At 67.4% G+C, this 23034-nt stretch carries 21 protein-coding genes; 6 read left to right on the top strand and 15 right to left on the bottom strand.

Translation table 11 applies throughout. From position 1 onward, the window contains the following. The first annotated feature begins 205 nt into the window (after positions 1-205). Entirely contained in the window at positions 206-2416 is a 2211-nt protein-coding gene (locus ACIBTM_RS13305; protein WP_395876739.1) for a glycoside hydrolase family 3 C-terminal domain-containing protein, read from the top strand. A gap of 38 nt (positions 2417-2454) precedes the next feature. Beyond that, on the top strand, positions 2455-3462 hold the full coding sequence (locus ACIBTM_RS13300; RefSeq protein ID WP_395876738.1) for a LacI family DNA-binding transcriptional regulator: 1008 nt from the start codon (positions 2455-2457) through the stop codon (positions 3460-3462). A 292-nt stretch (positions 3463-3754) separates the two neighbouring features. On the opposite strand, the gene yicI is transcribed toward ACIBTM_RS13300, so the two are convergent. Genes yicI through ACIBTM_RS13280 form a run of 4 tightly spaced genes read right to left on the bottom strand, consistent with a single transcriptional unit; the run spans position 3755 to position 8965 of the window. After that, a complete protein-coding gene (gene yicI, locus ACIBTM_RS13295; RefSeq protein WP_395876737.1) occupies positions 3755-6001 on the bottom strand; it encodes an alpha-xylosidase in 2247 nt (748 codons plus the stop codon). Continuing rightward, positions 5998-6810 (bottom strand): carbohydrate ABC transporter permease, encoded by an 813-nt coding sequence (locus tag ACIBTM_RS13290; RefSeq protein WP_395876736.1) that lies wholly within the window; start codon positions 6808-6810, stop codon positions 5998-6000. Before ACIBTM_RS13290 ends, yicI begins: the two co-directional genes overlap by 4 nt. Continuing rightward, positions 6807-7691, bottom strand: a complete 885-nt coding sequence (locus ACIBTM_RS13285) for a carbohydrate ABC transporter permease (RefSeq protein WP_395876735.1) — start codon at positions 7689-7691, stop codon at positions 6807-6809. Before ACIBTM_RS13285 ends, ACIBTM_RS13290 begins: the two co-directional genes overlap by 4 nt. After that, entirely contained in the window at positions 7688-8965 is a 1278-nt protein-coding gene (locus ACIBTM_RS13280) for an ABC transporter substrate-binding protein (protein ID WP_395876734.1), read from the bottom strand. Before ACIBTM_RS13280 ends, ACIBTM_RS13285 begins: the two co-directional genes overlap by 4 nt. Before the next feature lie 373 nt (positions 8966-9338). Between ACIBTM_RS13280 and ACIBTM_RS13275 the strand changes: the two genes are divergently transcribed. Continuing rightward, entirely contained in the window at positions 9339-10817 is a 1479-nt protein-coding gene (locus ACIBTM_RS13275; RefSeq protein ID WP_395876733.1) for a non-reducing end alpha-L-arabinofuranosidase family hydrolase, read from the top strand. Between the two features lie 219 nt (positions 10818-11036). Then, entirely contained in the window at positions 11037-12023 is a 987-nt protein-coding gene (locus tag ACIBTM_RS13270; RefSeq protein WP_395876732.1) for a helix-turn-helix transcriptional regulator, read from the top strand. Positions 12024-12146: 123 nt separating this feature from the next. Here the strand turns inward: ACIBTM_RS13270 and ACIBTM_RS13265 are convergent, their stop codons facing one another. The 10 genes from ACIBTM_RS13265 to ACIBTM_RS13220 all read right to left on the bottom strand — a co-directional run bounded on the left by ACIBTM_RS13265 (position 12147) and on the right by ACIBTM_RS13220 (position 18264). Beyond that, positions 12147-12506, bottom strand: a complete 360-nt coding sequence (locus tag ACIBTM_RS13265; protein ID WP_395876731.1) for a DUF4288 domain-containing protein — start codon at positions 12504-12506, stop codon at positions 12147-12149. Between the two features lie 102 nt (positions 12507-12608). Further along, the gene (locus tag ACIBTM_RS13260; protein WP_395876730.1) at positions 12609-13034 is read right to left on the bottom strand and encodes a holo-ACP synthase; all 426 of its coding nucleotides are present in this window, start codon (positions 13032-13034) and stop codon (positions 12609-12611) included. A gap of 4 nt (positions 13035-13038) precedes the next feature. Further along, positions 13039-13833, bottom strand: a complete 795-nt coding sequence (locus tag ACIBTM_RS13255; protein ID WP_395876729.1) for a hypothetical protein — start codon at positions 13831-13833, stop codon at positions 13039-13041. Beyond that, positions 13830-14099, bottom strand: a complete 270-nt coding sequence (locus ACIBTM_RS13250) for an acyl carrier protein (RefSeq protein ID WP_395876728.1) — start codon at positions 14097-14099, stop codon at positions 13830-13832. Before ACIBTM_RS13250 ends, ACIBTM_RS13255 begins: the two co-directional genes overlap by 4 nt. Next, positions 14096-15055 (bottom strand): 3-oxoacyl-ACP synthase III family protein, encoded by a 960-nt coding sequence (locus ACIBTM_RS13245; protein ID WP_395876727.1) that lies wholly within the window; start codon positions 15053-15055, stop codon positions 14096-14098. Before ACIBTM_RS13245 ends, ACIBTM_RS13250 begins: the two co-directional genes overlap by 4 nt. Next, entirely contained in the window at positions 15055-15879 is an 825-nt protein-coding gene (locus ACIBTM_RS13240; RefSeq protein ID WP_395876726.1) for an SAM-dependent methyltransferase, read from the bottom strand. Before ACIBTM_RS13240 ends, ACIBTM_RS13245 begins: the two co-directional genes overlap by 1 nt. Beyond that, entirely contained in the window at positions 15879-16127 is a 249-nt protein-coding gene (locus ACIBTM_RS13235; RefSeq protein ID WP_395876725.1) for an acyl carrier protein, read from the bottom strand. Before ACIBTM_RS13235 ends, ACIBTM_RS13240 begins: the two co-directional genes overlap by 1 nt. A gap of 27 nt (positions 16128-16154) precedes the next feature. Beyond that, complete coding sequence (locus ACIBTM_RS13230; protein WP_395876724.1) at positions 16155-16538, bottom strand: holo-ACP synthase; 384 nt, start codon at positions 16536-16538, stop codon at positions 16155-16157. A gap of 2 nt (positions 16539-16540) precedes the next feature. Then, the gene (locus tag ACIBTM_RS13225) at positions 16541-17383 is read right to left on the bottom strand and encodes a hypothetical protein (RefSeq protein ID WP_395876723.1); all 843 of its coding nucleotides are present in this window, start codon (positions 17381-17383) and stop codon (positions 16541-16543) included. Continuing rightward, positions 17380-18264, bottom strand: a complete 885-nt coding sequence (locus tag ACIBTM_RS13220; RefSeq protein ID WP_395876722.1) for a diiron oxygenase — start codon at positions 18262-18264, stop codon at positions 17380-17382. The genes ACIBTM_RS13225 and ACIBTM_RS13220 overlap by 4 nt, the downstream gene beginning before the upstream one ends. Before the next feature lie 201 nt (positions 18265-18465). Here ACIBTM_RS13220 and ACIBTM_RS13215 point away from each other — a divergent pair, with 201 nt between their 5' ends. Continuing rightward, complete coding sequence (locus ACIBTM_RS13215) at positions 18466-18831, top strand: holo-ACP synthase (RefSeq protein WP_395876721.1); 366 nt, start codon at positions 18466-18468, stop codon at positions 18829-18831. A 2-nt stretch (positions 18832-18833) separates the two neighbouring features. Here the strand turns inward: ACIBTM_RS13215 and ACIBTM_RS13210 are convergent, their stop codons facing one another. Then, positions 18834-22064: a BTAD domain-containing putative transcriptional regulator gene (locus tag ACIBTM_RS13210; protein WP_395876720.1), complete on the bottom strand. Its 3231-nt coding sequence runs from the start codon at positions 22062-22064 to the stop codon at positions 18834-18836. 251 nt (positions 22065-22315) lie between these two features. On the opposite strand from ACIBTM_RS13210, the gene ACIBTM_RS13205 reads away from it, so the two are divergent. Next, positions 22316-22873 (top strand): LuxR C-terminal-related transcriptional regulator, encoded by a 558-nt coding sequence (locus tag ACIBTM_RS13205; protein ID WP_395876719.1) that lies wholly within the window; start codon positions 22316-22318, stop codon positions 22871-22873. Positions 22874-23034 lie beyond the last annotated feature (161 nt).

Genomic DNA, 23034 nt, shown 5'->3' with positions numbered 1-23034 from the left:
GGCATTCGTGTGCAGTGTTCGAGGTGGTGCGACCGAACGAGAGGACGGGGTATCGAAGCGATTCGATACCGCTGTCGCAGCGATGTTAGCGGACGGAACAGAGGGAGACAATGGCTCCACGTGAGGCTTCAGGGCAGGAAGCCGCTTCCCGCTCCTTCTGGCATTCTCGAACACAGTGGACAGTTCCCAGCCGGAAGGAATCCCGTTGACCTCTCAGCACGAACCCACCGGCCTCACCCTCGAGCAGAAGGCGTCGCTGCTGTCCGGCCGGGACTTCTGGCACACCGAGGCGATCGAAGCCGCGGAGATCCCGTCGATCCTGCTCTCCGACGGCCCGCACGGCCTGCGACGGCAAGACAGCGAGGCCGACAATCTCGGTGTGCACGACAGCGTGTCCGCCACCTGTTTTCCGCCGTCGGTCGCGGTGGGTTCCAGCTGGGACACCGAGGTCGCCGCGCGGATCGGCGCGGCCATCGGCAGGGAAGCTCGCGCGGCCGGGGTCTCGGTCGTGCTCGGCCCGGGTGTGAACATCAAACGGTCGCCGTTGTGCGGCCGCAATTTCGAGTACTACTCCGAGGACCCGTTGCTGAGCGGGGTGCTCGCCGGCGCCTACGTGCGGGCCATGCAGGCGGAAGGCGCGGGCGCTTCGGTGAAGCATTTCGCGGCCAACAACCAGGAGACCGACCGGATGCGGGTCAGCGTGGAGGTCGACGAACGGACCCTGCGCGAGATCTATTTCCCGGCGTTCGAACGTGTGGTGACCGAAGCGCACCCCGCGACGGTGATGTGCTCGTACAACCGGGTCAACGGCGTCCACGCCTCCCAGAACCGGCGTCTGCTCACCGACGTCCTGCGTGACGAATGGGGTTTCGAAGGCGCCGTCGTCTCGGACTGGGGCGCGGTGAACGACCGGGTCGCCGCGCTCGCGGCGGGGCTGGACCTCGAGATGCCGGGCACCGGTGGCAGCGGCGACGCCGAGATCGTCGCGGCGGTGCGGAGCGGAGAACTGGACGAAGCCGTCGTCGACAGGAGCGTCCGACGCGTTCTCGCTCTCACCGACCGGGTGATGCCCGCGAGCGGTGACGTCGATTCCGACGAGCAGCACCGGATCGCGAAAGAGGTCGCCGCCGACTGCGCCGTCCTGCTGAAGAACGACCGGGACACGCTACCCCTGGCCACCCGGTCGGTGGTGGCGGTCATCGGCGAGTTCGCCGTAAACCCCCGCTTCCAGGGCGGCGGCAGCTCCCACGTCAATCCCACCCGGGTCGACACCCCGCTCGACGCGATCCGGGCACTCGGGGAATCCGTGACCTACGCGAGCGGCCTGGCCGACAACGCCGTCGAGATCGCCGGTGAGGCCGACGTCGCGGTGGTGTTCACGGGCCTGGGCGAGAAGGACGAATCCGAGGGCTTCGACCGGGACACGATCGATCTTCCGCCGTCGCAGGTCGAACTCGTCAAGGCGGTCGCGGCGGCGAGCAGGCGCACCGTGGTCGTCCTGTCCCACGGCGGCGTGGTGTCGCTGGAGGGCTGGCATGACGACGTCGACGCCATTCTCGACGGCTGGTTGCTCGGTCAGGCAGGCGGAAGCGCGCTCGCCGACCTCCTCTTCGGCGTCACCAACCCGTCGGGTCGTCTCGCCGAGAGCATTCCGGTGCGGTTGCAGGACAACCCCAGCTATCTCAACTTCCCCGGCGAGTCGGGCCACGTCCGGTACGGCGAGGGGGTCATGGTCGGCTATCGCTACTACGAAACCGCCGAGGTCGCGGTCCGCTACCCCTTCGGCCACGGCCTGTCCTACACGACCTTCGAGACCACCGGCCTGACGGTCACGGCGACGGGCGACGACTCCGCCACCGTCGCGGTGGACGTCACCAACACCGGAACCCGCGCCGGTAAACACGTCGTCCAGGTCTACGTCGCCACCGGCGCCGCTCCCGTTCGCCGCCCGGCACGGGAGCTCCGCGCGTTCACCAAGATCTCGCTCGAACCGGGTGAGACGCGGCGGGTCGAACTGGCCCTCGATCGCCGCGCGTTCGCCTGGTACGACATCGAACTGAGCCGTTGGGTGGTCTCGCCCGGCGACTACACCGTCCAAGTCGGCCAGAGCGCCGCGCGGATCATCGCCGAAGCACCCATCAGGCTGGCCGGCGACGTCATCATCCCGGTCCTGTCGATCGACTCCACCGTCGAGGAATGGTTCGGTCACCCGATCGTGGGGCCGGAGCTCGGCAAGTTGCTCGCCGGCCAGGCCAATCGGGCCGAAAGCAGCGCGGACTGGATGCGGATGGTCGCCTCGATGCCGATGCGCCAGTTCACCAAACTCATGGTCTACCGCGGTGTCTCGCTGCCCACCGACGCGTTGCCCCGGCTGATCGAACTGAGCAAGGGCGGTACGCGACCCTCCGGGCGCTGAGACCGTCGAATCGATTCGACTCCCACTATCATCGGCTGATGGTCACCATCGCAGACGTCGCCCGGGCGGCCGGAGTCTCCCCGAGCACCGTGTCCTACGTGCTGTCCGGACGGCGTTCGATCTCGGAGGACACCCGCCGCCGCGTCCAGCACAGCATCAGCGAACTCGGTTACCACCCGAACGCGGGCGCCCGCGCGCTGGCCAGCAGCCGCACCAACGTGCTCGCGCTCGTCGTCCCGCTGCGGACGGACCTGAACGTCCCGGTGGTCATGCAGTTCGTCGCGGCCACCGTCACCGAAGCACGCACCTACGACCACGACGTGCTCCTGCTGACCAAGAACGAGGGCCCGGACGGCCTGCGCCGTGTCGCCGCGTCCTCCATCGCGGACGCGCTGATCGTGATGGACGTCGAAACCTCCGAGCCGCGTCTCCCGGTGCTGAGATCCCTGCACCGGCCGGTGGTGCTGATCGGCGTTCCCGCCGACCCCGGCGACCTGACCTGCGTCGATCTCGACTTCACCGCCGCCGGCGCCGCGAGCGTCACGCACCTGGCCGACCTCGGTCATCGCGAGGTCGCGTTGATCGGCCCCTCCCCTGCGGTCTACAAACGTGGCACGAGCTACGCGGGACGCTTTCTGCGCGGTTTCCGCCAGACGGCCACGAAACGCAAGGTGCGCGCCGGTTCGTTTCCGTGCGCGCCTTCCTACGACGCGCTGCGCGCCTGCCTCGACGACGTGTTCGCCGAACATCCCGGCGTCACCGGGCTGGTCGTGCACAACGAGGCCATCCTCGGCCCGTTGCTGTCCGAACTGAACCGTCGCGGCAAGCAGGTGCCCCGGGACATCTCGGTACTGGCCGTCTGCCCGGAGGACATGGCCGAGGCGCAGTCGGTCCAGCTCACCTCGATCGCCATCCCCGCCGCCGAACTCGGCAGCCTCGCCGTCGAGATGGCGATGCGCCGTCTCGACGACGGAGGCCAGGCCGAGGTCCGGCTGCTGTCGCCCCGCCTGACCGACCGGGGCAGCACCGGCCCGGCGCCTTCCTAGCCCGGTGTTGCGCGAGTGCGGTGCGGTCGTGAGTGTTTCGGGCCGCTCTAGCCCGAAACGCCACTCACGAGCCGGGTTGTACATGAAGGCCCCCTTCCTGTACCTAGGCGCAAGGAAGGGAGCCATCATGTACTCGGGAAGGTGTGAAGGTCGAGCTTCTGCGCACAGGCGACACCGGTCCGGCACCTTCCCTGAACCGGTGTCGCGAAAGCCACTTTCGGGACATCTGATGTCCCGAAAGTGGCTTTCGCGACGCTCAAGCCGGTACCCCAGGTGATCCAGCGCGGCCGTCCTAGGAGACGGCGCCGCGAATCGTCAACGCGCTCCCCGTCGCCACGATCGTCTCGTCACCCGAGGGAAAGGCCACCTGCCAGCCGTCGGGCGCGGAGTCGACGTCGATGTGGACGCTGTCGCCGTCCCGGCGCGTGTGGAACGTCGAACCGCCGACGCTGGTGGTGATCCTGGCGCCGTCGTCCAGCCGGTACAGCCGCAGCGTGACTCCGTCGGCGTAGTCGTAGTCCGGCCGGTCGTCGACGGCGCCCAGCGGCAGAACGGTGTTGGGGCGTACCAGCAGCGGGACGGTGAGCATGTCGCAGACGGTGGTCACCCACCGCGGCCCCTGGATCTCGTCGCCGGTGAAGAAGTCGGTCCAGACACCGTCCGGGACGTAGTACGTCACCTCGCCCTCGTCCGAGAACACCGGCGCCACCAGCAGCGAATCGCCGAGCATGTACTGCCGCTCCAGATGGGCGCACGCCGGATCGGCCGGGAACTCCAGCGCCATCGCCCGCATCATCGGCGTACCTTCGGCCGCCGCCTGTGCCGCCGCTTGCCACAGGTACGGCATCAGCCGCGCCTTGAGTTTGGAGAACACCCGCAGGACGTCGACGGCCTCCTCGTCGAACAGCCAGGGCACCCGATAGGACGAACTGCCGTGCAACCGGCTGTGCGAGGACAGCATCCCGAACGCGATCCAGCGTTTGAACAGCGCCGGATCCGGGGTGCCTTCGAAACCGCCGATGTCGTGGCTCCAGTACCCGAAACCGGACAGGCCGAGGGAAAGTCCGCCACGCAGGCTCTCGGCCATCGACTCGTACGTCGATTCGCAGTCGCCGCCCCAATGCACCGGGAACTGCTGCGACCCCGCGGTCGCCGAGCGCGCGAACACCACGGCTTCGCCCTCACCGCGACGCTTGCGGAGCACGTCGAAGACGGTCTGGTTGTAGAGATAGGTGTAGTAGTTGTGCATGCGCTCGGGATCCGAGCCGTCGAAGTAGACGACGTCCGTCGGCACCCGCTCGCCGAAATCGGTCTTGAAACAGTCCACACCCTGTTCGAGCAGAGTGTCCAGTTTGGACGCGTACCACTCGCGCGCGGCGGGGTTGGTGAAGTCGACCAACGCCATTCCCGGCTGCCAGAGATCCCACTGCCACACGTCACCGTTCGGTTTCCGCAACAGGTACCCGCCCGCGACGCCCTCGGCGAACAACGGTGACCGTTGCGCCACATACGGGTTGATCCACACCGAGATGCGCAGGTCCCGCGCTTTCAGCCGCTCCAGCATGCCGACGGGGTCCGGGAATGTCCGCGGGTCCCATTCGAAGTCGCACCAGTTGAACTCGCGCATCCAGAAGCAGTCGAAATGGAACACGCTCAGCGGCAGGTCGCGTTCGATCATGCCGTCGACGAATCCGGAGACGGTCTCCTCGTCGTAGGAGGTGGTGAACGACGTCGACAGCCACAACCCGAAGGACCACGCGGGCGGAAGCGCCGGTCTGCCGGTCAGCGCCGTGTATTTGCGCAGGATCTCCTTCGGGCTCGGGCCGTAGATGACGAAGTACTCCAGGGACTGGCCGACGACGCTGAACTGCACCCTCGACACCGCTTCCGAGGCGACCTCGAAGGACACGTGCCCCGGATGGTCGACGAACACGCCGTAGCCGGCGTTGGTCAGGTAGAACGGGACGTTCTTGTAGGCCTGTTCGCTGCTCGTCCCGGCGTCGGCGTTCCAGATGTCGACGACCTGCCCGTTGCGCACCAGGGGCCCGAACCGCTCGCCGAGCCCGTAGACCTGGGTCCCCACGGAGAGGTCCAGCTGGTCGCGGACATGGTGCTCGCCGTCGAGGCTCATGAAGCCCATGCCCTTGGCCCCGCTCGTGGTGAGCACCTTGCCGTCCGCGACGAAGTCGACCTTCCACCCTTCGCCGCGGTGGAGCCGCACCGACAACGCGCCCGCGGTGAGGGTGTTCCCGTCCTCGGAGACTTTCGCCTCGTCGTCGGCGGCCGACAGTTCGAAGCGCGGTTCTCGCGGCAGCCCGCCCTCGAAATGCGTGACACTCACCCCGATCACGTCCGGCATCGGCGAGGAGAACCCGACCGTCGCCACCGGCCCCTTCAACAGATCGCCGCGGTGGCGGACGGGATGGGTCGGCGCGTGCACCACGATCCGTCCGTCCCCCGCGGTGAGGTCGTACACCTCGACCGGATGCGCCGCCTGTACCCCGTCGCGCAGCAGCCAGTAGCCGTTGCTGAACTTCATTTGACCGCCCCTGCCGTGATGCCACGTGTCAACGTCCGCTGGAAGATCAGGAAGAAGGCGATCGCCGGGATGACCCCGAGCAACGCCGAGGCACTGGTCATGGTCGCGTCCATCATCCGCTGGCCCTGCAGCACACCCAAGGCGACCGGGACGGTCTGGGTGTCGTTGGAGATGAGCAGGATCAGCGGCAGGAAGAACTCGTTCCACGTCCAGATGAAGAAGAACACGAACAGCACACCGAGGGTCGGCCTGCTGATCGGCACCACGACCCGCACCAGGGTCTGCCATTTGTTCGCGCCGTCGAGATGAGCGGCCTCGAGCAGTTCGCGCGGGAATCCGACGTACGTCGAGGACAGCAGATAGGTGCCGAACGCGGCCTGGATGATCGTGAAGATGATGATCACGCCGAGTCGCGTGTCGTAAAGACCGGTCTCGTTGGCGAGGAAGTACAGCGGGTACGCCAGCGCCTCCTGCGGCAGCGTGTTCGCGATGAGGAAGGCGACCAGGATCCACGTCCTGCCGCGGACCCGGCCGATTCCCAGCGCGTAGGCGTTCAGCACCGAGATCACCACCGCGAGTACCGCGACCGACCCGCTGATCACGACGCTGTTGAGCAGTTTCTGCCCGAACCCGACCCGGACCCAGAAATCGATCAGCCCTTGCAGGTACACCCCGTCCGGAAAGGACAGCGGGCCGTCCGCCGCGTATTCGGCCGGGGACTTCAACGCGTTGAGCGCCACGACCAGGAACGGCGCCAGCATCACGACCGCGAGCACGATCAACGACCAGAGCGTCACATACCGTTTCACGCGCGCTCACCCCGTTTCTGCACACGGAGGAACACTGTGGTCAGCACAAGGATCAGCACCGTGAGCACGGTCGCGATCGCCGCGCCGTAGCCGACCTGGGTCTTCTCGAAGAAGTTCTGGAACGAGTAGTACGACGGCACGTTGGTGGATCCTCCGGGGCCTCCCCTGGTCAGCACGTAGATCGGGCCGAACACCTTCAGCGCGGCGATGGTGCAGGTCAGCAGGACCACGAAGACCTCTGGCCGTAGCTGTGGCACCGTCACATGCCAGAACCGGCCCCACCACGACGCGCCGTCCAGTTCCGCCGCCTCGTGCAGCGAAGGATCCGCCCGCTGCATCCCGGCCATGAAGATGACCACCGGGTAGCCGACCTGGATCCACACCATCACACCCATCACGCTCCACAGCGCGACATCCGGGTCGCCCAGCCAGTTCTGGCCGAGCGAGCCGAGCCCGACGGCGGAGAGGACTTCGTTCACCGCCCCCTCAGGCGCCAGAAGCCAGCTCCACACGATGCCGGCGACCGCGATCGGCAGCACCTGCGGCAGATAGACGCAGGCCCGCAGCACACTGGCCGCCCTCGTCCCGAACCGCTTGGCCACGAAATCGAACAGCGCGGCCGCGATCACCAGCCCGGCCACGGCAGGCACGATGGCCATCGCCACCACGAGCCCGAGGTTGTGGCGGAACGACGCCCAGAAGACGTCGTCCGCGAACAACCGCCGGTAGTTGTCGAGCCCTGTCCACTTCGGATCGCCGGCGCCGGACCACTGGGTGAAGCTGATGCCGATGTTCATCGCGAACGGCACCAGGATCACCGCGATCAGCAGCAGCGCGCCGGGGATCAGGAAGAGCAGGTAGTTTCCCCGTCCCCTGGTCATTTGCCGACGTTCGCCAGATTCTCTTCGTAGGGCTTGGCGAGCTCGTCGAGCACCTGCGACGGCTGGGCGCTCGAGGTGATGAGTTTCTGGGTCGCCGAGACATGGACGTCGTAGTAGCCGGGAGCGGGCCAGTCGGGATAGAACGCCAGATTGTCCTGTGTGGACAGAGCGGTGAAGTCCTCCACCAGATCCTTCAGCCGCGGCTCGGCCGGTGGTGTGGGACCGTTTACCACCGGGACACCGCCGGCCTCACGCAGCTTGTCCTGGATGGGCTGGGACATCGTGATCGCGATGAAGTCGAGCGCGAGGTCGCGGTTCTTCGACCCCTTGGGGATGACCCACATGTTGCCCGCGGACCCCGCGGTCATCCCCGGCCAGGGGACCGAACCCCACTGGAAGTCCTTGATGCTCTGGACCAGCCTGCCGTACCACCAGCTGCCGCTGATCATAATCGGGTACTTGCCCTGCATGAACGACATGCCCATCGCCTCGGCGTCGACCCCCGCCGATTCCTTGCTGATGTACCCCTTCTTCACCCAGTCGGCGAAGGTCGTCGCGCCGTAGGTCCACGCGGCGTCGTGGAAGTCCACCTTGCCGGTATAGCGCTGGTAACGGTCCACCCAGCCGCGGTCGGCCTTGGTCAGTGCCAGCTGGTACAGGACCTGGTGCGCCGGATACTCCGACCCGCCGACGGCCAGCGGGGTGATCCCGGCCCCGGTGAACTTGTCCATGGCCGCGGTCAACTGCTCGATCGTCCTCGGCGGTTCGAGACCCTGCCGCGCGAACATGTCCTTGTTGTAGAAGATCTTCACGTACTCGGCGTAGTTCGGGATCCCGTACCACTTCCCGGATCCCATCACGCCGTTCTCGTCGTACCGGGCGGTGGTCTGGAGCGCCGGGGTGAGCTGCTTGTCCCAGCCGCGTGCGGTCACCGCTTCGCTGATGTCGGTCAGCAAGCCCTGTTTGGACAGTAGCCCCGCGGTGGCGTTCCCCTTGTTGTACTCCAAGACATCCGGGGCGTCGCCCGAATTGAGCACCATCGGCGCGGTCTTTTGGATCTGCTCGAACCCCTTCTCCTCGAAGGCGACCTTGACGCCGGGGTGACTCGCTTCGAACTGCTTGATCGCTTCGGCCCAGGCCACACCCATCGCACTGTCCGGCGCCTCGTAGTGCCACAGCTTCAGGGTTTTCGGGTCACTGTCGCCGGATCCGGACCCGCAGCCCGCGATGGCCAGCACGGCGACCATCGCGGCGGCCAGTACTCGCTTGGACATCAAGGTTTCCTCCAGGGAAGTCTGGTGATCGTCAGCCGGTGAAGGTCCACGCGGCAGATACGGCATGGACCGCGGTCCGACGACCCTCCGGCCATGGCCGACCTCCCCGAATCCGCGGTGATCCGACTGTCGAAGCGCTTCGATGACACGATAGAGCCGTGCGCCCGATCAGCACAACGCCTTGACCTGGCGGGACTCCCCGTCTACCGTCAAGCCCTTTTTCGAAAACCTCCGCAACACCTTGACGCGCAAGACGGCATCGTTCACAGTCCATTGGCACGTTCACTCGCCACCCGCCCCCTCGATCACTGCTCGTTCAGCGTCGATCTCCGCGAATGTTAGCGCTAACACTCACTGAGGAAAGGAAGATGCCATGCCGATTGGGTCCGTGCGCTTCTCGAGGCAACGTCGCCGGTGGAAGTCGGGGCTCGCGACCGCGGCGGTCGTGGCGTTCGGCGGCGGGCTGCTCACAGCGGCCCCCGCACCGGCGGAGGCCGCCACGGTGGACACCACCGCCTGGTATGTCCTGGTGAACCGCAACAGCGGCAAGGCACTCGACGTCAGCGGTGCGTCCACCGCCGACGGCGCCGGCCTCGTCCAATGGACCCGCACCAACGCCTCGAACCAGCAATTCCAGTTCCTGGACGCCGGCGGCGGCAACTACCGGCTGCGCGCACGGCACTCCGGCAAGGTCGCCGACGTTCGGGAGGCCTCGACAGCCGACGGCGGCGCCGTCGTGCAGTGGACGGACAACGGCGGCCCAAATCAACAGTTCAGGCTCGCCGACTCCGACAACGGATACGTCCGGCTGGTCAACCGCAACAGCGGCAAGGCTGTCGAAGTGCAGGGCGCGTCGACCGCCGACGGCGCAGGCGTCGTGCAGTGGAGCGACTGGAACGGCGGCAACCAGCAGTGGCAGCTCGTCAAGGTCACCGGAGACACCGGCGCCTGCACCCTGCCGTCGACGTACCGCTGGACGTCGACCGGCCCGCTGGCGAGCCCGAAGGCGGGGTGGGTTTCACTCAAGGACTTCACCACGGTCGTCCACAACGGCAAGCACCTCGTCTATGGCACCACGCACGACACCGGCAAGAGCTGGGGGTCGATGAGCTTCAGTCCCTTCACGAACTGGTCCGACATGGCCACCGCGACCCAGAACACGTTGTCCATTGGTGCCGTCGCGCCCACATTGTTCTACTTCGCCCCGAGGAACATCTGGGTGCTCGCCTACCAATGGGGCGGGCCGACCTTCTCCTACCGCACATCGAGCGACCCCACCAACCCCAACGGCTGGTCCGCACCGCAGACGCTGTTCACGGGCAGCCTTCCCGTGGGGGCACCACTCGACCAGACCATCATCGCCGACGACACGAACATCTACCTGTTCTTCGCCGACGACCTCGGCAACATCTATCGCGCCGGCATGCCCATCGGAAACTTCCCCGGCAGTTTCGGCTCGAACTACACGAAGATCATGAGCGACACGCCTGCCAACCTGTTCGAAGCGGTGGAAGTCTACAAAGTCCAGGGCCAGAACCAGTACCTCATGATCGTCGAGGCACAAGGGGCGAACGGACGCTACTTCCGCTCGTTCACCGCCCCCAGCCTGAGCGGCTCATGGACTCCGCAGGCCGCGACCGAGAGCAACCCTTTCGCCGGCAAAGCCAACAGTGGCGCCACCTGGACCAAGGACGTCAGCCACGGCGATCTGGTTCGCACCAACCCGGATCAGACCAAATCCGTCGACCCCTGCAATCTGCGGTTGCTCTACCAGGGGCGTGATCCCAAGTCCGATGGCATGGACTACGGCCTCCTGCCCTACCGGCCGGGTGTGCTGACCCTGCAACGTTAAGCTCGTTCCGGAGGGTTGCGAAAGCCACTTTCGCGACGTGTGACGTCCCGAAAGTGGCTTTCGCGACACCCGCTTCGTCCTGGTTCTCTGCTCCAACCGCGTGATGGTGCCTTCTGGCACTCCCATTCCCGTGCCGACCGGAGGAGGCTGCTCTCTGTCCTGGTGGCGGCGGCTGGACCCCCCGTTGCCAGTGCCCTGTTGTGTCAAGGAGCCCTGACTGTGGCCGTCGTCCTCACCTTGCCTCGGCATGCACTGTTCGAGACCACCGACTACGACCAGGCAGGCGAGTATCTGACCGGTGTACACGGAACCAGCTTCCGGCTCTCCGGGGGCAGGGACGGCTACTGCTTCCGTCATAACCGGATGGCCACCGACGCGTTCTCCATCACCACCAGCACGCTGACCGACGACATCGCGTTCACCGTGGAGTCCATGCCGACGCTGCTCATCGCCCGCCCCCGCACGGTGACCGTGGATTTCCGGTCCGCCGGCACTGAGCAGCGGTTCGGTCCCGGCGAGGTGTTCCTGGCCGCCAAGACCGAGCACGGTCCCCCCTTCTGGACGCGGTGGCGTGGCGGCAGCAACCAGGCGGTCGTCCTCCCGTTCTCACAGCTGGACAAGGTCGCCGCCACCGGCGATGCGCGCCGCCCGGCGCCGATCCGGTTCACCGACCTGTGCCCGCGCACCCTGGTCGCCGCGCAGCACTTGGCCTCGACCATCGACTACCTCACCGACGCCCTAAACGACCGGCCCGACTCCATGAGCGAACCACTCGTGGTGGGCACCGCCGGTCAGTTGCTGGCCGCGACGGTGCTGAGCGTCTTTCCCAACACCGCGCTCACCGAACCCACCATCGAGGACCGGCACGATGCCCACCCGGCCACCCTGCGGCGGGCGATCGCGTTCATCGACGACCACGCCCAGCTGGACATCAGCGTCGCCGAGATCGCCGCCGCGGCCCACGTCACCATCCGTGCGTTGCAGTACGCCTTCCGCCGCCACCGCGGCACCACTCCGATGGGCTACCTCCGCCATGCCCGCCTTCAGCATGCGCACCAGGAGCTGCTGGCCGCCGATCCGGGTAGCGGGGTCACGGTGACCGAGATCGCCGCCCGCTGGGGCTTCTTCCACCCCGGACGCTTCGCCCACCACTACCGCAATGTCTACGGCTGCCCGCCTTACCGAACCCTGCTCCGCGACACCTAGCCAAGACACAGGGCAAGACCAGGCCCGTGCCGTCTTGACTGACGTCGAGCTCGGCATTCGCGGCGACGAAGGGATGGCCGACCGATTCCGCACGGGACCACGAGCGTCACCAATACGCGCCCGCTAGAGTTCGGTCTTACCGAGCAATGATTCGAACATTTCGTAAGCCTGATAGTTACGGAAGTGACGGGTATAGATCTCCGCACGGTCGCCTGGTGGACTGTCGGCCACTTCCGCCACATCGATGACGTGCTTGAGCTTCCAGGTAATCGTGTCACCGTCACGGTTCTGGTAACTCACTTCGCGCTCCACACCGTAGAGGTGTGCTTTACTTCTCGCTTCGTCGTCGGTATCGGCGACGAAGAGGGTCACGGTTTCCTCGTACAGTGGAGCAGCGTCGGGCGCGGACGACAAACTCTCATACACGATCACCGCAGCGAATAGTCTGCCTTTTTCACCCGCAACGGCCGACCTTTCATTCATTTCCCGAAACTACCGTCATTCAGCCGACTTCGGCAAGTCGATTTGGTTCTGGTCAGCGGTGTAACTCCCGATCATGGAAGTCGTCGGCGACGGTGGGCGTGGTCAGGATCGTGCGGGAGTACCGGGCGGCACGCGAGACACTCCCGCATGTCTTGGAGTGATCACCGCGAGCGCGACCGCCAGGACCAGGTCCGCCTTGTGCGTGATCGAGACCTGTACCTCCACGACCCCGAGCGCGGCGGCGCCCGCGGCCGCCGCGCCGGTGAGCACCACCAGGGCTTCTCCGGAATCGGCTCGTTCGACGGCGATCTGGCGCGGCGCGACGCCGTCGGCGAAACCGGTGCCGAGAGCCTTCGCGACGGCTTCCTTCGCGGCGAACCGGCCGGCCAGGAACTCCCGGCATCGATCGGGGCCGAACCCGGCCGCGGTGGCGAGTTCGGACTCGGCGTACACGTAGGCACGGAACCACGGCCGTGCCAGCAGCCGGTCCAGTTCGCCGACGTACAGCAGGTCGGCCCCGATCCGCATCGGGCTACCCGGCCGGGAAGGTGAAGGCCGCGGCGTGACTGCGACCGCTCACCGGATCGGTGTCGCAGAGCACGACCTTCCGGTACGTCTCCTGCCACGCCGGCCAGTTTCCCGCCAGGGCGAGCCACACACTGGTGCAGTACGAGCCCGGCGCGACCCGGTGGACGTCCCCCGCCTCGACGGCTTCCGTCACCCACGGGCCCAGGACCACGAGCGTGCCGGACTCCCGATGAGGTTCGAGCAACTCGCCCACCGTCCGGCCGGACGACACCGACGCCAGCCGTGGACCCGGCCCGGTGCCGAGGACGAGCGCGGCACCCGAGTCGACCAGCCCGCCGTCGTCGACCAGCGGATGCGGGGTCGGGAGCGTCGTCTGTTCCAGTACCGCGATGACCGCCTCGTCGCACCGTCCCGACCGCTGATACGCCGCCACGATGCGCAGGGCCGTGAACGGCGCCGCCAAACCCTGCTGTGCCACGGAGAACGTGGTCGCCGTGACGTCGAGCTGGTCAGCGAGATACGGCGCCACCGCGGTGAACGGGAGGACGTCGGGCAGGGCGTGGGTCACGATGATCAGCTGCGGGCGACTCGCACGCACGCCCTCGGCTTCCAGCAACCGGTCGGCCAGCGCCTTGTGCGAGACGTGCGCGCCGCGTTGCCAGCGTTCTTCATCCACTTTGGACCCGAACGGTTCGACGAGATCCGCGAGGAACCTCGAGACCGCCGCGTCCTCCCGGTAGCCGGGCCCCGGCGGTGAGATCACCGCGCTCGTGCCGCGTAGGGTCGGTTCGCCGTTCATGACACTCCTTCCCCGATGGCCTGCCTGGATTCGACGTAGTCGGCGAACGAACGGACGGTACGAAGGTGATCGATGTCGAGGTCGTCCGGATCCACCGTGATGCCGACGGCCATCTCCACCAGCATCAGCAGTTCCAGTACCTTCGACGAGTCCAGCCGCAGGTCGTCGAACAGCCGCGTGTCCTCGGTCAGCCCGGTGATCTCCCGTTCCAGGACGTCCCCGAGGGCGTCCCCGATCGCCGCCACCACCTCGTCGCGGGCCGTCACGTCCCGCTCCCCCGCGTCCGATGGGTGATCACCATGGCGCCGAACGTCGCACCGAGACCGACCGTGACGAGCACGTAGCGGCCGCCGTCGACGAGCCTGTCGCTCTCCCGCAAGGTCGTGTAGTTCAGGAACACGTCCGACGAGAAGCAATGGCTGAGCTTGGGGATGTTCTCCAGGAAGAACTTCTCCGGTGGCGCCTCCAGCGCCTTCACCGTCTGCCGCCAGGCGAGGGCGTTGACGTTGTGCGGGATCACCAGATCGATGTCGTCGAACCCGTATCCCGCCTCGGCCACCGCCTCCAGGATCACCTCGGCCAGCCGCGGTCCGTAGAGCTGGCCGAATTCGGTGTTCTGCTCCGGGGTCAGCGCCAGCCATTCCGCATACTGCCCCAGTGTCTTCGTGACGAAGGAATGCACGACGTCTCCGTCGCCGTCCACCGTCAGCAGGCACGCCGAGGCCGCGTCCGCCATGATCGCGGTGTTGGGGATCAGCTGCACGATCGGCGAGAACGCCCGTTCGCCGGTCACCATCAGCGCGTAACCGCCGGTCTCACCCTCGGCCCGCAGCAGCTCGGCCGCGACGTCGATGGCACCCAGACTGCTGACACACGCCTGGTGGGACAACGCGAACGCCTCGACGTCCACCAGCCCCAGCCGCCGCGCGAGCTCCTGGGCGATGTCGACGTCGGCCGGCGCGAGCGCCTGGGTCGTATGCGCGAACACCAGCCTGTCGATCCTTCGGCCGGCGGGCAGCGCCGCCAGCGCCCGCTTCGCGGCGGGCAACAGCAGGTCGAACAGGTCCATCCCGGGATCGAACCGGAGGGTGTCGAGGCCGTAGAACTTCCGGAACACGCCGAGTTCCGCCCGGCGCAGCCCGAGGTGCTCACCGAGCTCCTCGATGCGAACGCTGCGCTCGGGTACGAACGATTCGACGCGTTCCAGTGTGGTCGCGCCCATCAGCCCTCCAAGTATTCGGCCCGCAACAGCCAGAGCCGGTTGGCGCCGCGGCGTTCCGGCGGCTGTACCTCGTACGGCCAGCGGCCCTCACCCGCGCCGGGCTGGCCGGGTTCCTTGATCTCGTCGACCTTCCAGCCGTAGGCCAGCAGGAACTTCTCCGGCTCGTCGGTGCCGAAGATCCACGGTGTCCCGTCGTCGGCCAGCCGATCGAGGAACGGCTTCGAGAACGGGCTGCGCAGCAGGGCACGGCCGAGGATGTCCAGCGCCAGCCGGCTTCCCGGCGCCGACACCGAACCCAGCGTCTCCAGCAGACCGCCCGCCTGCTCCTCGGTCAGGAAGAAGGTCAGCGCTTCGGCCACCCACAACGTCGGGCGGGTCGGGTCGAAGCCCGCCTTCTCCAGTTCCGGCAGCCATTCACGGGTCAGGTCGGCGGGTACGACCCGGCGATCGACACGCGGCTCGGCGCCCAGTTCCGTCAGCCGCCGCTGCTTCTCCACCAGCAGCGGCTCGTGGTCCACCTCGAAGACGACGGTGTCCTCTGGCCAGTCCAGCCGGAACGCCCTGGTGTCCATCCCCGCCGCGATCAGCACGACCTGGCGGATGGCGGGATCCGACCGCAGCTCGCCGATCGCGTCGTCGAGGAACCTGGTCCGGATGCTGATGAACGGCAGCAGCCCGCCACCGGCGTAGCGCTCGATCAGCCGGAACCCGTCCGGCGCGGCGAGGGCGCTCGCCAGCGGGTCGACGAACAGCGCGTCCTCGCGCTCGGACTCGAGCGAGCGAGCCGCCGCCATCCACTGCGCGGTATAGGAAACGGCGTGCATCAGCTGACTCCCGCTCCGGCGAAGAACGCCTTCTCGATGGCCGACAGGGTTTTGAAGTCCGCGATGTCGATGTTGTCGAAGTCGACCTCGACGCCGCTCGCGTCCTCGATCACGTAGACCAGTTCGACGAACGACAGCGAGTCGACCAAGCGGCTTTCGATCAGATCCTCCTCGAACGCCAGCTCGGTGCGTTCCGGGTGCCTGCCGAGAATCCAGTCACTGACCTTTTCGATACCGGGGATGGCCATGTCTTCTCCTTCGAGGTTGTTTCCTTCTCAGTCCGCAACGGACACCGCGACCGCGATGGCGTACGCGTCGTCGTGGGTGATGCTGATTTCGATGTCGCCGAGCCCGGCTTCCCGGGCCAGCCGCGCGGCGCGTCCGGTGAGCCGGACCACCGGCCAGCCGCCGTCGCTCTTGAGCACTTCGGTCGAGAGCCAGGGCACGGGCTGCCCACCGACGTGGAAAAGTTTGAACACCGCTTCCTTCGCGGCCAGACGTCCCGCGATACCGGCCAGGTCCGGACCGTCCGGAGTGGACGAACTCAGCAGTTCGGCGGAAGAGAGCATGCGCCGCAGCGCGGGTTCCGCGTCCTGGCCGACGAGTTCGCGCACCCGGCTGAGCGGGACGACGTCGATGCCGATCCGTCTCGCGGGCATGGTCACCCGATCCGGCCGGCCGCCGCTCGGACGGCCGCCAGCGCCGCCGGGAGATCGCCGTGGTGGACCTCGGTCAGCACGGCGAGCCAGCGCTCCAGGCCGAACGCCACACAACTGGTGTAGGCGAACTCCTTGCCGTCGCCGAAGCGGATGTCGCACCGTTCGCCGAAGAAGTTCCGATGGGTGTTGACCGAGGCGATCGCGAGGGTGCCGTGCTGGAACTCGTATTTGACCGGGCTCAGCTTCTGCAGGAGAGCGCGGGCGCCGTCGTTCTGGAAGAACGGATCGATCGCGGCCTCCTTCTCCAGGCCGAGGCCGAGTTCGCCGGAGAACGCCAAGATCCGTTCAGTGAAGCGGGAAACGACTTCCTGCGTGTGCTCGAACGAGCCGAGCGCGACGATCTCACGCATCTGGAAACTCGCCAGCCGCCGCAATCCGCTGTAGTGGTCTTCGCTGCGGAAACAGCGGTTGACGAGCGTCACGATCTCCGTCTCGGACACCTTCGTGCCCTCGTAGAAAAGGTAAGCCCCGTAACAGGTCGCGTGCGGCAGACCGTAACGGCCGTCCTGCAGATCGCCGCCGGCGAACCGCCCGTCGACCGGCTTTCCCTCGCGGTCGGCCAGATCCAGCGGACCGGCCACGAACGCCAGATGCGGGAAGTTCGCGTAGACGTCGAACTTCTCCAGGTCGGTGACCGGGTACAGCGGCGGCGGACTGATCTCCCGCGCCCCGGCGGCGCCGGCCCAGCCGAGGAAGGTCCGGTCGAGTTCCTGGACGAGGGCCGTCTCGTCGGGACCGAGGATCGCCAGCGCTTCGGCGCCGTCCACTCCGGTGGTGCGGGTCATCGCAGGATCCCCGTTCGCTCCAGGTACTTCAAGGTCTTGCGGAACACCTGTTTCTCGGTGGCCTGCCGGGTGGGCGCGTCGAGCAGCGCACGCCGAAGTTCCAGCGGGTTCTCGATGCCGGCGTCGCGATAGACCTGCGGGTTGTACAGCGACTCGAAACTGTAGGAGATATACCGTCGGAGATAGGCCGAGACCTCGACGAGTTCCTCTTCGGTCGCCGTCTTCTTGAGGTCGCCGTAGAGATGCTCCACCAGCTCCCGGCCGAACGCGATATGCCGCGATTCGTCCTGATGGTGGATGCGGTTGATCGCGCGGATCGTCTCGTGCAGGCGTTCGTCCCGCGCCATCAGCGAGTTGTAGTGGTCCACCAGTTCCTCGAAAATCAGGATCCTCGCGAACACCAGCAGACTCTCCACTTTGGACGAAGACGCGGGCGGGATGGTGGCGCCGGCACCCGGTGCGCGATAGATCTTCTTGCCGTAGCGCAGACAGAATTCGGCGAAGAACCACATATGCTCGTTCTCCTCACCGATGAAGTGGTGGAAGAACTCCGACGGCGTCTCGAAGCCCGCCGTGTGGATACGCGCGACGACCTCGATGAGCAGCTCGCGGATCCCGTGCACGTTGAGGCTGTAGAAGTTGATGCTTTCGAACCGCGACAGGGCGAAGAGCTGGTCTTCGCCCAGCGTCGTGGCGAACTCGGTGCCGTGAGTGGTGGTGAGCTCGGGGCTCATCCACCACATCCGTTCGGGCAGGCTGTCCGGCCACTCGAACATCTGATAAGGGTTGTAGTAGTCGTCGATCGACTTCGACGAGAGGCGATCGAGCAGGCCGCGAAACCGTTCGTCCGCGTCGATGATGTCGCTGATATCACTGGCCACGAAGGTCTCCTCCGTTCTTCCGGACTCAATTCGACGCTACGGCACGGAATCCGCGCGATTCAACGTCCACAAGCGGTCTGGCCGACACCGGCCAGCACCCTGGTTTCCCGGTGCGGTGGCGACATAGGGTGGTCGCATGGCGAGGACGCACGACCCACTCGACCCTGCGACCGGCGCGAGGTGCGAAGGGACCGGGAACGGATGACCACGCTCGTCGGAGTGGACGCGCTGCGCGTGGCCGAACTCGATCTGCTCGCGCGGCGCGGCTGGTTCCTGAAGTTCCTGTTCTCCCAGGAGGAAATCGACGACCTCGCGACGGCGGACAGCGCCTGTCTCGCCTGCCGGTTCGCCGCGAAGGAGGCGGTGCTGAAGATGCTCAGGACCTGCCTGTCCGGTTCGGTTCCGCCGGCCCAGATCGTGATCCGGAGTTCCGGAGCGGGCGCGACGTCGGTGGAGTTGCGCGGTACGGCGGCCGACCGTGCCCGCGCGCTGGGCATCGAGCGGGTCGACGTCTCCATTTCCTGTGCGCGGGGGCTTGTGATCGCGGTCGCGCTCGGGACTACGTGATTTCAAGTCGTGAGCAGGTTCGCCACCCGGAATCGTTCGACCGAACCACAGTCGGCGAGGATGTCGTGAGCCTTCCGCAGAAGTCCCTGCCCGGCGCCGGGATCCCGTTTCGCGGTGACTTCACCGAGGACGGCGAGCGCGTGTCCCTCGCCGATCCGGTTGCCGGTGCAGCGATGCAGTACCAGCGCCCGCTCAGCGCATTCGGCCGCCTGTTTCCGGTCGCCGCGGTCCCGCCGGGTGGTGGCCAGCACCGTCTGTGCCCGGGCCGCGAGGAGCCGGAAGTCCCTCCGTGCGGCCAGTTCCGCGGCCGCGCCCGCATGCGTGACGGCCTCGTCGAGCCGTCCGCCACGACGACTCACCTCGGCCAGCGCCAGCAGACTGACGATCTCCGCGCGGGTGTAGTGGATCTCGTGGGCGAGCTCGACCGCCTGTCCGGCCAGGACCTCGGGAGCCACGGACAATTCGGTCCGGCCACCGAATTCGGCCAGCGCCGCGAGCGCGTTCGCCTCCGCCCGGCGATCACCTGTCTCCCGGGCCAGTTCCAGCATCGCCTCGGCGTGCTGGGCCGCTTCGGCGAATTCCCCGGTCTCGGCGCATACCGCCGCCAGTGAGCAGAGTGCGGTCGTCTCACCGTAACGAGCGCCGTTCTCCCGGTGCAGGGAAACCCCCTTCGACAGGGACTCGCGCGCATCGGTCAGCCTGCCGAGGTCGAGATAGACCTCGCCGAGCGTGGTGTACACGTGCGCGGCGCCGTCGCGATTGCCGGCGCGTTCGATGAGGGAAAGGGCCTGGGCCAGCCGTCGGATGGCTTCCTGCGGCTTGCCCAGCTCCCGCAGCAGTGTCCCGATGTTGTGCAGGTTGGCCGAAAGTCCCGCTTCCCAGCCCATCCGGCTGTTCAGTTCGATCGCGCGGTCGAGTTCGGCGACGGCCTCGTCGAGCGCGCCGAGCTCCCAGTGGACCCCGGCGAGATTGCCGCGCGCGGCGGCTTCCGCTTCCGGCCAGCGTTCGGTGGTCGCCAGCTCCAGCGCCCTGGTGTAGTGCGTGACGGCGGCCGCGTAGTCGCCCAGCCCGCGATACACCTGCGCGAGGCTTTGCCGGGCGGCGATCCGGCCGCGCGGCTCACCGTCCACGACCGCCGCGGCCAGCCCGGCCTTCGCGACGGCGACCCAGTCCACGGAATGCCTTCTGAGCCAGAAGAAGCCGCGAAGGGCGTCCGCCAGTAACCAGACGACCCGGTGCGGGCCCTGCGCGGCGGCGTCGTGGACGATGGCCATGAGGTCGGCACGTTCCGCTTCGAGCCACTCCAGCGCCTCGGCGTCGTCAGCGAAGACGACGTCGGTATCGCCGAATTCGGCTCCTTCACGAAGCCGGAGGATCTGCGGCGTGATCCGCGTGACCGCGACGGTCACCGTCGCGAGATACCAGCCGAACAGCCGGAGCCTGGCCGCGTCGCGTTCGGCCGCGTCGTCCTCGGCACGCGCGCGTTCGGTCGCGTACAGCCGAAGCAGGTCGTGGCACTGGTACCGGCCGTCGGCGCCCCGGGCGACCAGATGAGCACGCTCCAGTTCGGCGAGAGCCTCGGACGTGCTCTCGGGGGCCTGCCCGGCGAGCACGGCTATCGACCGTGCGGTGAAATCCGGCACCTGGACCACGCCGAGCAACCGGAACAGGCCCCGCGCGGCCGGACCGAGCCGCCGGTACGAGAGCGCGAACGCGGCGCGGACCGCGGTCGACGGGTCGCCGTCGACCCCGAGCCGGTCCAGCCGGTCGGTCCGCAGCAGCCCGTCGACCACGGCGCCGATCGGCCGGTCCCGGCCGATGCCGATGTCCGCGGCCGCGATCCGCAACGCGAGCGGCAGCCCGGCGCACAACCGGACCAGCGTCGCCGCCGCCCGCCGTTCCTCCCTGACCCGCTGCGCGCCGACGATCCTGGCGAGCAGCTTGAGCCCGTCCTCTTCGGTCAGCAGGTCGAGCCGGACGGCGGCGGCGTCGTGCAGGACGACGAGCCCGGGCAGTTCCTGCCTGCCGGTCACCACGACGAGGCTGCCGGGACGGCCGGGCAACAGTGGCCTCACCTGATCGGCCGTGCCTGCGTTGTCGAGCACCACGAGCATCCGTTTGCCGGCGAGCTCGGACCGGTAGAGCGCGGCCAGTTCGTCGGTGTCCACCGGTATCCGGTCGGGCGGGACACCCAGCGAGCGCACGAGCCGGACCAGCGCCTCGGCCGCGGTCACCGTGGCCGACCGCGCGTAGCCGTGCAGATTCAGGTAGAGCTGGCCGTCGGGGAACCGGTCGAGGGCGCCGTGTGCCCATTGCAGTGCCAGCGCGGTCTTGCCCACCCCCGCGGTGCCGCTGATGACCACCACCGGTGCGCCGCCGGCGACCAGGACGTCGATCCGGCGCAGCTGCGCGGTGCGGCCGGTGAATGTCGGCACCGCGGCGGGCAGCTGCCTCGGCCCGGCGGAAACCGGCTGTTCGGGGGTGGGCAGGTCCAGTGCCGGATCGGTGCGCAGGATGGCCTGGGCGAGGTCGGTCAGCTCCGCACCCGGTTCGAGACCGAGCTCGCCGGTGAGCAGGGCACGTGCCCGTCGGTAGACCTTGAGCGCCTCGGCCTGGCGCCGCGACCGGTAGAGCGCGAGCATGAGCTGAGCCTGGAAACGTTCCCGCAACGGATGTTCCGAGACCAGCTCGGTGAGTTCGGCGACGACGTCCGCGTGTCTGCCGAGCGCCAGATCCGCGTCGATGCGCTGCTCCAGCAGGACCAGCCGTCGTTCCTGCAGCCGGTCCGCCTCGACCTGGAGCGCGGCGCTGCTGTCGGCCAGCCCGCTGAACGGAGGGCCCTGCCAGACCGCGAGTGCCTGCCGCGCGAGACTTCCGGCGACGACCGCGTTCCGCCGCTCGTGTGCCGTACGCGCCTGGTCGGCGAGGTCCTCGAACCGCCGCACGTCCAGCTCGCCGGGATTCACCACCAGCAGATAGCCGGGTCTGCGGTGCACCACGCGATCCGGATCCGCCAGCGCGCGGCGGAGCTGGAGGACGTAGAGCTGGAGGTTCTTCACGGCGGTACGTGGTGGGCGGCCCGCCCACAGGCCGTCGACCAGCGCGCTCACCGGCACCACCTCGCCCGCGCGATGGAGCAGCAGTGCCAGCAGACGGCGGACTTTCGGTGCGCCCAGCTCGAGTTCGGTATTTCCGTCGCGGACGCCGAGCGGCCCGAGAATCGTGAACTCCATATGACCCCCACTCACCTCGCCGGAATAATCGCGAAGCGCTCGCGACCTTTCCGATTAGTGGTCCATACCAAATCTATACCGGCTCTCCGCATGCTTCGGAACAAGAATTCAGCTGGCGGGAAACAAAGTGCGACCGTGTAGGACGAACACGCCTGGGGGCTAGGTCAGTGTCTGCGTCATCCGCTCCGAACCCGACCGTTGGAACGAGCCTGTCGACTGTACTCGATCTGGTTTCCACCGCAAGACAGGAAGTGCTGACCACCGCGACGGGCGGTTCGCCGTGGTTCGGCGGGACCGTCACCGCGGCCGCGCGGCGCGGCGCCTTCCCGCCGCACGTCCGGGTGCGGCTGCTGTGCACGACACCGGCGGAACACGCGCGCGGCGAGATCATCGAGGCGGTGCGGCACGGGCTCCGGGTCAAGGTTACCGATCGGGCGATCGAAGAATCCCTTTTGATAGACCGCAGACTGGCGCTGGTCCCTTCGGGTGGCGACGACACCAGAAGCTTGCTCATGGTGACCACGCCGACCTTGATCACCGCCCTCGCCGACGCCTTCGACCCTCGTTGGGAGGAGGCCACGCCCTGGGAGATGACGTCCGCTCGGCCGGACGAGTTCGAACAGGCGATCCTGCGCTGCCTGGTCGACGGAATGACCGATGAAGCGGTCGCGAACCGGCTGGGCGTATCCGCGAGGACCGTTCGGCGGTATGTGAACGTCCTCATGGCCCGCGTCGGTGCGAGGAGCCGGTTCGAACTCGGGTTCCGGGCAGCGGAATGCGGATGGCTTCCCGCGGACGCACTCGACTGAAGCGGCTGACCGGTTCCGGCCGCATTCTTCGTCCATTGTGGATTGATCATTACCGGCGCCGCCGACAGAGGTCTCTTTCTCCGGTCGCCGAGTCCGCTTTCGGCCAAATTCTGGTGGCACCGGCCGGGACCGACCTAGATTCCGTTCTGGATCGTCTCGAA

This window comes from Amycolatopsis sp. NPDC049868 (genome assembly GCF_044461365.1).
Taxonomy (GTDB): Bacteria; Actinomycetota; Actinomycetes; order Mycobacteriales; family Pseudonocardiaceae; genus Amycolatopsis.
The sequence above is the reverse complement of the archived record's forward strand: the minus strand, read 5'-3'. Positions and strand labels throughout refer to the sequence as shown.

Excerpts from the sequence above, each read along its gene's own strand:
- ACIBTM_RS13300 (WP_395876738.1), top strand. The coding sequence starts at position 2,455 with ATGGTCACCATCGCAGACGTCGCCCGGGCGGCCGGAGTCTCCCCGAGC.
- yicI (WP_395876737.1), bottom strand. The coding sequence starts at position 6,001 with ATGAAGTTCAGCAACGGCTACTGGCTGCTGCGCGACGGGGTACAGGCG.
- ACIBTM_RS13285 (WP_395876735.1), bottom strand. The coding sequence starts at position 7,691 with ATGACCAGGGGACGGGGAAACTACCTGCTCTTCCTGATCCCCGGCGCG.
- ACIBTM_RS13280 (WP_395876734.1), bottom strand. The coding sequence starts at position 8,965 with ATGTCCAAGCGAGTACTGGCCGCCGCGATGGTCGCCGTGCTGGCCATC.
- ACIBTM_RS13275 (WP_395876733.1), top strand. The coding sequence starts at position 9,339 with ATGCCGATTGGGTCCGTGCGCTTCTCGAGGCAACGTCGCCGGTGGAAG.
- ACIBTM_RS13265 (WP_395876731.1), bottom strand. The coding sequence starts at position 12,506 with ATGAATGAAAGGTCGGCCGTTGCGGGTGAAAAAGGCAGACTATTCGCT.
- ACIBTM_RS13260 (WP_395876730.1), bottom strand. The coding sequence starts at position 13,034 with ATGCGGATCGGGGCCGACCTGCTGTACGTCGGCGAACTGGACCGGCTG.
- ACIBTM_RS13255 (WP_395876729.1), bottom strand. The coding sequence starts at position 13,833 with ATGAACGGCGAACCGACCCTACGCGGCACGAGCGCGGTGATCTCACCG.
- ACIBTM_RS13245 (WP_395876727.1), bottom strand. The coding sequence starts at position 15,055 with ATGGGCGCGACCACACTGGAACGCGTCGAATCGTTCGTACCCGAGCGC.
- ACIBTM_RS13240 (WP_395876726.1), bottom strand. The coding sequence starts at position 15,879 with ATGCACGCCGTTTCCTATACCGCGCAGTGGATGGCGGCGGCTCGCTCG.
- ACIBTM_RS13235 (WP_395876725.1), bottom strand. The coding sequence starts at position 16,127 with ATGGCCATCCCCGGTATCGAAAAGGTCAGTGACTGGATTCTCGGCAGG.
- ACIBTM_RS13230 (WP_395876724.1), bottom strand. The coding sequence starts at position 16,538 with ATGCCCGCGAGACGGATCGGCATCGACGTCGTCCCGCTCAGCCGGGTG.
- ACIBTM_RS13225 (WP_395876723.1), bottom strand. The coding sequence starts at position 17,383 with ATGACCCGCACCACCGGAGTGGACGGCGCCGAAGCGCTGGCGATCCTC.
- ACIBTM_RS13215 (WP_395876721.1), top strand. The coding sequence starts at position 18,466 with ATGACCACGCTCGTCGGAGTGGACGCGCTGCGCGTGGCCGAACTCGAT.
- ACIBTM_RS13210 (WP_395876720.1), bottom strand. The coding sequence starts at position 22,064 with ATGGAGTTCACGATTCTCGGGCCGCTCGGCGTCCGCGACGGAAATACC.